6 protein-coding genes are annotated in these 10,815 nt (G+C 50.6%); 1 reads left to right on the top strand and 5 read right to left on the bottom strand.

Features of this window, described 5'->3' with window-relative positions:
* Positions 1-111 precede the first annotated feature (111 nt).
* The 5 genes from HY879_24110 to HY879_24090 form a co-directional block, all read right to left on the bottom strand.
* On the bottom strand, positions 112-2,892 hold the full coding sequence (locus HY879_24110; GenBank protein MBI5606429.1) for a PAS domain S-box protein: 2,781 nt from the start codon (positions 2,890-2,892) through the stop codon (positions 112-114).
* A gap of 292 nt (positions 2,893-3,184) precedes the next feature.
* Entirely contained in the window at positions 3,185-4,993 is a 1,809-nt protein-coding gene (locus HY879_24105; protein ID MBI5606428.1) for a GAF domain-containing protein, read from the bottom strand.
* A 125-nt stretch (positions 4,994-5,118) separates the two neighbouring features.
* Complete coding sequence (locus HY879_24100; protein MBI5606427.1) at positions 5,119-6,303, bottom strand: glycosyltransferase family 4 protein; 1,185 nt, start codon at positions 6,301-6,303, stop codon at positions 5,119-5,121.
* Between the two features lies 1 nt (position 6,304).
* Entirely contained in the window at positions 6,305-7,504 is a 1,200-nt protein-coding gene (locus HY879_24095) for a glycosyltransferase family 4 protein (GenBank protein ID MBI5606426.1), read from the bottom strand.
* 13 nt (positions 7,505-7,517) lie between these two features.
* The gene (locus HY879_24090) at positions 7,518-8,735 is read right to left on the bottom strand and encodes a CinA family nicotinamide mononucleotide deamidase-related protein (protein ID MBI5606425.1); all 1,218 of its coding nucleotides are present in this window, start codon (positions 8,733-8,735) and stop codon (positions 7,518-7,520) included.
* 296 nt (positions 8,736-9,031) lie between these two features.
* Between HY879_24090 and HY879_24085 the strand changes: the two genes are divergently transcribed.
* On the top strand, positions 9,032-10,815 hold a 1,784-nt coding region (locus tag HY879_24085), incomplete at its 3' end, for a PQQ-dependent sugar dehydrogenase (GenBank protein MBI5606424.1).

Here is a 10,815-nt window from a genome sequence, read left to right as displayed (position 1 = left end):
TAAAGGTCTCCTGTCGGGGGTTGCTCGTTGCTGGTTACTCGTTTCTCGTTATCGGTCTTCTTCATTCCAAGAAAACCAGCAACCAGTAACCTGTAACCAGAAACCTGTTTATCAACGAACCGGTATCCAAAAAATAAACCGGCTCCCCTTCCCTACTCCTCTGCTTTCCACCCGGATCTTACCCCCGTGAAGCTCCACATACCGTTTAACCAGGGAAAGACCTAATCCGGCTCCGGGCGTTTTATCAATGATTCCTCCCTGAATCTGATAAAATTCATTAAAAATTTTTTCCTGTTCTTCGGGAGGGACACCGATGCCGGAATCAGCTACACTGATTTCGATTGCAGATTGCGGATTGCGAATTGCGGAATCCGATGTCTGCGATTCCTCTTCTGATTCCGAAATCCAAAATCCGAAATCCGAAATCCAGCGTACGCTTAAACGCACGTTTCCCCCCTCCGGCGTAAATTTGACGGCATTATCCAGAAGATGAAAAATAACCTGTTTAATTTTCGGCTCATCGACCTTTATTTCCAGGTCTTCCAGTTCCCGGGGCAGATCCCGTTCCAGCCGAACTCCTTTTTTTAAGGCCTTTTGCTGGACCATGACCAGGCTGTCTCCCAGCAGATCCTTTAAGACCACCGAAGAAGGGTTTAACGCTGCCTTCTCCGCCACCACCCTGGAAATTTCCAAAATTTGATCGATCATGACCAGCAGGTGTTTGGCGCTGTCCAAAATCTCCTGAATGTGTTCCTGTTGTTTGTCATTCAATTTTCCAAAATAATCTTCCTGAAGTACCTCGGAAAAACCAATAATGCCATTTAAGGGGGTCCTCAATTCGTGGGACATATTGGCCAAAAAATTGGATTTGGTCTCGTTGGCCTTTCGAATGCTCTCTGTGAGTTCCCATTCTCTGGATATATCGCGAAAAACCTCAACGCCGCCGATGTATTTTCCGTTTTGATCGAACAGTGGAGCAGCGGTAACAGTCACCGGAATTAATCGTCCGTCTTTATGATGCACAAAAATGCGAAAGGGTGTGATCGGCTTTTTCATCTTCCATACTTGTTGAAAGGGACAATGGTCGGAGTCGCATAAATTTTCAACGGTATCCAGGGTATGACTTAAAAAACCTGAGCACGGTCGCCCAACAGCCTCCTGGGCCGAAAAACCGGTTATGACCTCGGCTCCCCGGTTCCAGGTCTGAACCACACGATTTTGATCAACGGTATATACCCCGTCGACGATATTCTGGAGGACCATTTCGGCATATTGTTTTTGCGCCACCACTTGTTCATAAAGCCGGACAATTTCCGCCTCGGCTTTTCGGCGCTCACTGATATCCCGGACAAAACTCATCACAGCAGGTTGCCCTTTATAATACACTCTGCCGGAACTGATCTCCACCGGCAGGACCGCCCCGTCTTTTCGCCTGTAAACCCCCTCGAAGATCAGGGCGGTTTTCCCCTGCATCTGTTTTTTTCTGTCACCGATGCCGGCAGCGGTTTCAGGAGTATCGATATCCCGAATGGATAGGGATAATAATTCATCCCTGGTGTATCCCAGACGGCTGGCGGCATTTTCGTTGATATCCAGAAACCTTCCCTCTAAATCATGAATAAAAATAGAGTCACTGGCATTTTCAAAAAGTTGTTTGTATTCCGCCTGGAGACCTCCCACCAGCTCTTCCAATTTCCCGGCCATCTGGTTAAAATCATCGGCTAATTCAACCAACTCGGGGGCCCCGTCGATCTTTATCCGGTGATTAAGCTTTCCGCCGGCCACCTGCCGGGCCCCTTGTCGGACCAGCAGAATAGGCCTTGAGATCAGCCGGGAGAGGAAATAGCCGACGACCACCGCCAGGGAAAGGGATACCAGCAAAACAGCCAGGAAGATCCAGAGCAACTGGCGGGACATGGCCTTGATCTGGCTCTGGGGGACGGCTCTCGCAATAACCAGATAGCGCTTTTGTAGCGGATCCAGCATAACGGGTCTGTAAAATATTTTCCAGCCGCCGGAATCGACAGAACCGGTCTTTCCGGAAAGGATCTGGCCGGCTGCTTTCGGAAAATCCTTCCAAAGGGATTGGCTGGTATTCAAGTCCTCCGGACTGCCCCATTCCTTTTCCGGGGCCGTACTGTGATGGACATAATATCCCCGTTGATCGGTTAAAAAGACCTGAACGCCTTGCTTTTGGGTGGCGGTCAGGGGCCGATGGAACAGGGCCTGGCAAAAGATGTTAATGATAATTATTCCCTTTTTTTGGCCTTGGGGATTAAAAACAGGGGTGGCCAGGCGGACCGTAGGGGTATAAGGGCGAACGATCCGCCCATGTTCCTGGTTGAGATCCGGAAGAGAGATATAGATCTGGCCCGGACCAAGTCGCATGGTCTCTAAAAAATAAGGCCGCTCGGCCTTGTTTTGAAGGCCGTCCCGAGAAACAGGGCGGGGCTGTTTCCCATCCCAATCCACCCGGACGCGTTCGTTGCCTTCTTCATCCAGATATCGGATCTGGTGATGGCGTTGATAGCTGGCGGTCATGGAGCCAAAAATCTGTTCCAGCCTTTTCGCCCAGTCCTGATAGCTGCTCCGGCCTTGACGGTCGTAGCCGCCCATGTCTTTAGCCCTGATAATCCCTTGAAGAGGTGCGACCCCGGTAATCATAAAGAGGTCGGCCTTGACCTGACCCAAAATCAGACCGATCTCCTCGGTCACCAGGCGGTTATGGCCCTCAAATTCCATCACCACATTTTGATACCCTTCCCTTGTCCCATAAAAAAGGCTGTAGCCGCCGATCAAACCCGCTCCCAGGAAGGCCACCAGACAAAAGGAGAGCATCAGGCGGCTGCGCAGGCTCGGGTTGGCGATTTTGGATTCGATGGATGAGGACATAAATTTAAGAGTTACTCGTTTCTTGTTACTCGTTGCTTATTATTACTACAGCGACATTTTCCCCGTCATTCCCGAATGTCTTTATCGGGAATCCAGGTTTTTCCAGAAAATGAGAAAACCAAAGCCCCTGGATTCCGGCTTAAAACATGCCGGAATGACGGTTAAGGGGGCGCATTAGCAAAAAAAAATACGCTGTTGTATTATTGGTTATCCATAATCCCGGTAATTCCCAGTTTCAGCCCCTGGGAGGGCCAGGCCCAGGGACCAGCAACCAGGAACGAGTAACCGGTTTCTATCCAACCGGGCAGGTCAATCTGCTGATCAATTCCTTCGGTGTTTCGCCGTCTTCCGGAAAGGAGGTGATGGAAAAAGAAAACCGTAGCCCTTCCAGGGCCGGCTGCAATTTGCCAATCAGCCGATTCGTGGCAAAGCCGGCTTTCTCCTTGTCGGTAAACAACAGGATCAGATGAATATTGGCTTCCTTCTCTAACACTACAAAATCATAGTCCCTTTTTTCGCTTTCCAGAATCTCTTTAATCCGGTAAGCTTCTTCTCTTGAATAGTGCGGATCGGTATGAAAGCAGCTTAAAGCAAAGGACTTATCAAAATATCTGGAGAAGTGGATCAATTCTGCCAAAAGTTGATCTAATGTTTTACCGAGATCCAATCTCTCTGGAAATCCCAGGGGAAATTGTTCTTTATCCGGGAAAAGCTTTTCGGGCAAGACCGGCAACATGAAGTTGAACCGGCTGCCCTTTCCTGCCCCTTCACTTTCCACCCAGATTTTCCCTCCGTGCATTTCTACAAATTTTTTCGACAAAGGCAACCCCAGGCCGGTTCCGGGTGTCTTGTCTTTGACGCCCCCTTGAACCTGAAAAAATTCGTCAAAGACCTTTTCCTGATTCTCAGGGGCGATGCCGATACCGGAATCAGCAACACTGATTTCAATTGCGGATTGCGGATTGTGAATTGCGGAATCCGATGAATACGATTCTTCTGCTAATTCCGAAATCCGAAATCCGAAATCCGCATTCAGCCGTGCGTTTAGCCGCACGCTTCCCCCGTCCGGGGTAAATTTAGCGGCATTGGAAAGCAGGTTGTAGAGGATCTGCTTCAGCTTTCGTTCATCTGCCGTTATTTCAAAATCCATCAGTTCCGGCGGTATATCGATTTCAATCTGAAGTCCATGCTTCAAGGCTTTTTCCTTGATCATAACCAGGCTGTTTTCCAGTACCTGGCTGATCTTTATTTTTGAAGGTTGGAGCTCCATTTTCCCGGCTTCGATTTTGGAAAGGTCCAGGATATCGTTGATTAAGGCAAGCAGATGATGCCCACTCTCCCGGATATCTTTTATATATTCCGCTTGTCTTTCATTTAAGTCTCCAAAATATTTCCCCTCCAGGACTTCGGAAAATCCAATAATGGCATTTAAGGGGGTGCGCAGTTCGTGGGACATATTGGTCAAAAAAGTGGATTTGGCCTGGTTGGCGGCCTCGGCGGCCAGCTTGGCGGTCTCCAGTTCGGCCGTCCGGTCATGGACCTTTTGCTCGAGATCCAGATTCAATTGCTTGATCTGCTCATAAAGTTTGGCGTTATTGATGGCAATGGCCGCATGAGCCGCCAATACCTCCATGATCTCCTGATCCTGTTCGGTAAACTCTTCGGCTTCCGTTTTGTCGGCCAGATAAATAATCCCCATCAGGTCATTTCCAAAAAAGATCGGAGTCCCGAGAAAGGATTTCATGGGGGGGTGGCCTTCGGGAAAGCCTTCGAATCTGGGATCGGCAGACATATCCGGCAGCCGGACCGTTTTTCTTTCTTCCAGGACGGCCCTTTTCAGTCCGACAGGTGTCGGCAGTAGGCCGATTTGTTTCGATATCTCCTCATTGATCCCTTCATAAAGAAAACGACTTACCTGGTCCTGATCGACTAAAGCCAGGGCCGCATAACGGGCCTGGCTCAGCCTCTTGGCAGTCAGCATGGTTTCTTTCAAGGTCGTTTCCAGATCAAGCCTTCCGGAAATAAGCAGGGTGGCGCTCAAGAGGCTGTCTTTAAGCCTGTCCCGGCTTTCTTTAAACCTTTCAGCATCGCTAAGGATCATAGGAGGCTCCCTTTAACACAAAAATAACGTTCGGCGTTAAGCGTTCGGCGTTCGGCGAAAGACATTTTCATGTTTCGTGGTGCTCGTGACACGCGAGCATAAGGGTTTGGTACGAAAACAAAGTTTCAAGACCGGCCAAGCAATTCTTCAAATAGCGACAAATGGGCCCGGGCCGCGGCCTGATAAGAAAATTGCCGGGCATAAGGTGGACCGGCCTGACCCAATCGGTCCCGCAATTCAGGGGACTGGATAAGTTGCCCGATGGCCTGGGCCAGATTTTGGGCTGTATTTTTTTTAAGGAGCAGGCCCCGTCCCTGAACCAGTTCGGTTAAGGCCCCCATAGGACTTCCGATGACCGGTTTTCCGGATAGCATCCCTTCTAATAAAGTGATCCCCCAGCCCTCCTCTTCCAGGGAAACCAGGGCCACCACATCGGCGGCATAATAATAGACGGGCAGTTCTTCCCTTCGAACCAGGCCGGCATAGCGGAAATGATTTTCCAAATGATTTTCTCGAACGTATTGTCGGACCTGGTGTTGGGTCTGGTGGTCGGTCACCCCCGTGGCCAGGACCATCAGGGCCGGAAATTCATTTTTTAAAAGATCGATGGCCTCAAGGATATGGAGGATCCCTTTGTTCCTGCGAAAGGGACTGGTATAAATGACAAAGCGGCCGGAGACCTCCAGTTCTTTTTTGGCTTCTTCCGGAGGAATGCTCGGCCAATCCTCCCAATCGGCTCCGACAGGGATGACCTTGATTTTTTCTTGTAAAAATCCCCGGTCGATCAATTTCTTCCGCCAGAATTCGGAAACCGTGATGACAAAAAATCGTTTGGCCAGATGATCCCCCAGGGAATGATAAAGGGTCTGGAAGGGTTTTTGGTAGGTCTCGGCCTTAACCAAAAATTGATGATAGGGGACCTGCCTGAATAAATGGAAAAGGGCGGCAACCGAAACCCTTGGAGGGAAGGGACCCCTTTGGCAGAGAAAGTTGACGATATTGGATGGTCCGCCTACGGAGTACAGGATATCATAAGGTTCCCGGACTAATTTTTTTAATTGGGTAACTGCAGCCCATCTGGAATGGAAAAAAATTTTAATCCGGTCTTTAGCGGGCCTTTGGCCAAAGGAAAAATCCACGGTCTCGGAAATGATGCGGAGATTTGATGACCAGGAGATGTCCCGGGGAGGGACCAGAGTGATCAGGGTCACCTCAACCCCTAAAGCAGCCAATTCTTCGGCCACCCGGGAAACATATAAATTTCCACCCGTAGCCAGGCCTAAACGGTCTCCGATGAATGCGACTTTCATTTTACCTTTGAGCTTTCAGCTTTGAGCTTTGAGCTAAATATATCTTTTCAAACACCTCTAAAGTCAACCTGGCTGAGGTTTCCCAGGAAAATTTTCGGGCTTGTTCCAACCCGGCCTTCCTCAATTTTTCTGCCAGCCCGGGCTCCTGCACCAGACGGAGCATGGCCGTTTGCAACTCCTCAATCCGGCCGGGGTCGATCAGCAACCCGGCCTCACCCACCACCTCGGGCATGGCGCTTACCCTGGAGGTAATCACCGGACAACCGCATTGCATAGCCTCCAGCAAAGGCATGCCAAACCCTTCATACCAACTTGGAAAGACCATAAAATCAGCGGCATTGTAAAAAACCACTCTATCCAAATCCGAAACATAACCGGTCCAATGGACCCTCGATTTAAGATCCAGCCTGTTGATCTCCTGGAAAATGGGCTCCCATTTCCAGCCCTTTTGACCGACCAGGACCAGGTCATGGGGAATTCGATCCAGAATTCCGGCAAAGGCTTTAAGCAGGGTGGGGATATTTTTCCGAGGTTCCAGGGTCCCCAGAAAAAGGATAAAAGGTTTTTTCAGCTTATGGGACTTCCAAAGGGATTCTTCTACGGTTGGAGTGCCCTGCGGTTGGAAGGCCTCCTCTGCCCCATGATAAGCCACAGTGATCTTTTCTTCCGGGACTTTGAAACGGGTCATCAGATCTTGCCGGGTGGCCCTTGAAACAGTCAGGAGATGATCATAACGCCGCAGCATGGCCGGATAAGCAAGAAGATCCAATAGCTTTTGCGTTGGATTAAAGGGAAAAAAATAGGGGAAGAGATAGCGCGTCAAATCATGGACGACCATCACCGAAGCCACGCCCTTGGGAATTCGGACCGGGCCGTAGAGCCCGGGAGAAAAAACCAGATCAAATTGGGATAAAACATTAGGTACGATTTGCAGATTCCAGCGGGTGACCCGCATGGGAGAGCGGGGAAGGTCCAGGACAACCTGTTCAAACTTCTCTTTAAAGGGTGTTTTCTGTCGGCGGTGATCGATCAGGACATAACGGTGATCAGGAGCCATCCTTTTCATAGTCAAAAGGACCTGATGGAGATAGTGATCCATTCCGGCCTTCTGTTCGCTGATTCCTCCGTAAATTATCCCGATATTGAGAGACTTGGCGGTCATAGCATTAGAAAGCATAGCGGCAGTGGCCCAAAAAGTCAAATCGCATTAATCATTAACCCTGTAACAATTGCCTCCTCAACCAGTCCAGGGCCATGACCGCCACCCGGTCCGGCAGGGACTCGGCAAACCCGCCGATCCGATGGGAAAAGGTCCCTGTCTTTTTCCCGGCCAGGGCCATTGAAAGGATTTGTTCGCCCGGTTCTCCTTCCACCCAGACCCCCAGGCCGATTTCGCAGGTCAAGAATTCCCTTATTTTTTCCGCCAAAAATTGCGCTTGGGCTTCGTTTTTAAGGACAGCCTTTTGTTCAGGCCATCCCGGCTCGGCGGCCAAGATCAGGCTCCCTTTATAAAAAAAGCATCCGGTGGACTTAAGTCTTTGGCTGATCCTGCCCCCGGAAAAGGTTTCCACGATTCCCAGGGCAATTTGTTTCTCTTCCAATAATCGGGCCGTCACCCCTTCCAGGGTCTCCTCGCCGGAACCGAAGATCAAGACCCCCAAACGTGCCCGGATCCGGGCTTCCATGGCGGCGATCAGCCTTTGGGTTTCCTTTTTATCCCGTCCCCGGGCCGTGATCCGAATCCGGATTTCCCCCGGTGAGGCCAAAAGGCCGATGACCGGATTTTTGCTTTCTCGAATAAGGTCCCCGATCTGCTCATCCACCCGGCTCTCGCCCAGGCCGCAGACCTTGAGGACCCGGTATTCGATCAGCCCTTTTTCTTTCCCCAATTTTTTCTTTAAAAAGGGAATGACCGTGTCCTGCATCATCGCCTTAAGTTCCCGAGGGACCCCAGGCAGGACCCCGATAATCTTCCCGGCCTCTGTTTCCACCATGAACCCCGGGGCTGTCCCCTGGAGATTGGGAATGACCCTGGCCCCGGCCGGGATGAAAGCCTGCTTGCGATTGTTGGGGGCCATGACAAAGCCGGCCTGGTCAAAATAGGACTTTATGAGCTTAAATAATTTGGGATGGAAGACCAGTTCTTTCCCGGTGACCCTGGCCACGATTTCCCGGGTCAAATCGTCTTCGGTGGGCCCGATCCCGCCGCAGGTGATGATGATTTTGGAACGCATCAAGGCCCGGCGGATGACCGAAATCATCCGCTTACGATCATCCCCGACCATGGTTTGAAAGGCCACTTCGATCCCGATCTCCTGCAACCGTCCGGCCAGGTAGGCCGTATTGGTATCCTGGATCTGCCCCAAAAGGAGTTCCGATCCGATGGCGATGATTTCGGCGGTATTGGTTTTTTTCGTGATCCGTGTTCTCATAATGGATGTTCGGTTAACCTTCCTCTACAAATTTTATCTTCAAGTTTAAATTTGATGGACTTGTAAAAAATCCATCAACCGGCTGATGGCGATTCAGCCCCGTCCTGGGGTAAGGTGACGCCCCATAGAGGCATGAAGGCTTAATATAATAATATTTTGCAAAACGGGCAAGAGGCTTTTTTAAAATACTCTCCCAACGATAACAAAATACATTCTATGTCCTATTGTTTTTTCCTGGAGATGCTTTATTCGTTACTTTAATGAAGTTAGAGGAAATCCAGCAGAAAATCGGGTTAATGATGTCCATCCGTAAAACTTTATTTCTTGGCCTAATACTATCCTTGACCCTGGCTCAGACCGGTAAAAAGGCGGAAGCCCAAGGGGCTTTCCCTTTTCCGGCTATTTCGCTGTCCCTTAAATTTGCTGGGTTGACCAATCCTGTACAGATTACGCATGCCGGTGACGGGAGTAATAGGTTGTTCATTGTCGAACAACCAGGACGAATCCGAATTGTTGAGAACGGTGTTCTGCTTTCAACCCCTTTCCTGGACATTGGTAGTACCGGTGCCAACCGAGTCTTATCCGGTGGCGAGCAAGGATTGCTCGGAATAGCCTTTCCCCCGGGGTTCGCTCAAAAAAACTATTTTTATGTAAACTACACCCGGATACCGGATGGCGCCACCGTGGTGGCTCGCTATTTCGTTACTGCCAATCCCAACCTTGCAAATCCGGCCATTGAAGAAGTCATTCTGACCATCCCTCAACCCTTCGCAAATCATAACGGCGGACAATTGGCCTTCAGTCCCGTCGATGGGTTTCTTTATATCGGTATGGGCGACGGCGGGTCCGGGTGTGACCCTTTTAATAATGGACAAACTCCTGGAACCCTTCTTGGAAAGATGCTCCGGATCGATGTGGAAGCCGGGATAGCCCCCTATGCCGTACCTTCAACAAATCCCTTTGTTAATACCCCCGGGTTCCTCCCTGAAATATGGGCGTTGGGCCTGCGCAATCCTTTTCGTTTTTCTTTTGATCGCCTGACGGGTAATCTTTTCATTGGCGATGTGGGCCAGAATGCCTTTGAGGAGATCGATTTCCAGCCATTCACGAGTGCCGGAGGAGAAAATTATGGCTGGAATGTCATGGAAGGGTTTCATTTCTCTTTTGATCTCTCCGGCTGTTCTCCTCCCTGTCTCCAGACTTCCTCTTGTAACCAGGCGGGTCTATCCTTACCGGTGGTTGAATATGACCACGGACAAGGATGTTCTGTCATCGGTGGATTTGTTTACCGCGGAAATCTTCATCCCCGGATGCAGGGGATCTACTTTTATGGAGACTTCTGTACAGGAAGGATCTGGGGATTAAGACTTAGTGGTCCAGTCTGGGAAAACAGCTTACTATTCACCGCTCCATTCACCATAAGCAGTTTTGGCGAAGACGAAGCCGGCGAACTCTATTTAACGGATTACGTTGCCGGGGATATCTATCAAATCACTGTCCCGGCAACAAAGGATTTTGACGGTGATGGCAAGGCGGACATTTTGTGGCGACACACCGGCGGGGCCGTTGCCTTTTGGCTCATGGACGGGCTCACCATCACTGCCGTCGGCATTCCGGCCGTTGTCGGAAATGATTGGCAGATCAATGGCATCGGTGATCTTAACGGCGACGGGAGGGCCGACATCCTCTGGCGACACACCGCCGGAGCCGTTGCCATTTGGCTCATGAACGGGCTCACTGTCGCAGCCGTCGGCGTTCCGGCGGTGATCGGAAATGATTGGCAGATTAATGGCGTCGGTGATCTTAACGGCGACGGGAGGGCCGACATCCTCTGGCGACACACCGCCGGGGCTGTTGCCATTTGGCTTATGAACGGACTCACCATCACCGCCGTCGGCGTTCCGGCGGTGATCGGAAATGATTGGCAGATTAATGGCGTCGGTGACTTTAACGGCGACGGGAGGGCCGATATCTTCTGGCGACACACCGGCGGGGCCGTCGCCCTTTGGCTCATGAACGGACTCACCATTACTACCGTCGGGATTCCCGAGGTTGTCGGAAATGATTGGCAGATCAATGG

This window comes from Deltaproteobacteria bacterium, assembly GCA_016219225.1.
Lineage (GTDB): Bacteria > Desulfobacterota > RBG-13-43-22 > RBG-13-43-22 > RBG-13-43-22 > RBG-13-43-22.
The sequence above is the reverse complement of the archived record's forward strand: the minus strand, read 5'-3'. Positions and strand labels throughout refer to the sequence as shown.

Coding starts and splice junctions, on each gene's coding strand:
- HY879_24110 (MBI5606429.1), bottom strand. CDS start 2,892: ATGTCCTCATCCATCGAATCCAAAATCGCCAACCCGAGCCTGCGCAGC.
- HY879_24105 (MBI5606428.1), bottom strand. CDS start 4,993: ATGATCCTTAGCGATGCTGAAAGGTTTAAAGAAAGCCGGGACAGGCTT.
- HY879_24100 (MBI5606427.1), bottom strand. CDS start 6,303: ATGAAAGTCGCATTCATCGGAGACCGTTTAGGCCTGGCTACGGGTGGA.
- HY879_24090 (MBI5606425.1), bottom strand. CDS start 8,735: ATGAGAACACGGATCACGAAAAAAACCAATACCGCCGAAATCATCGCC.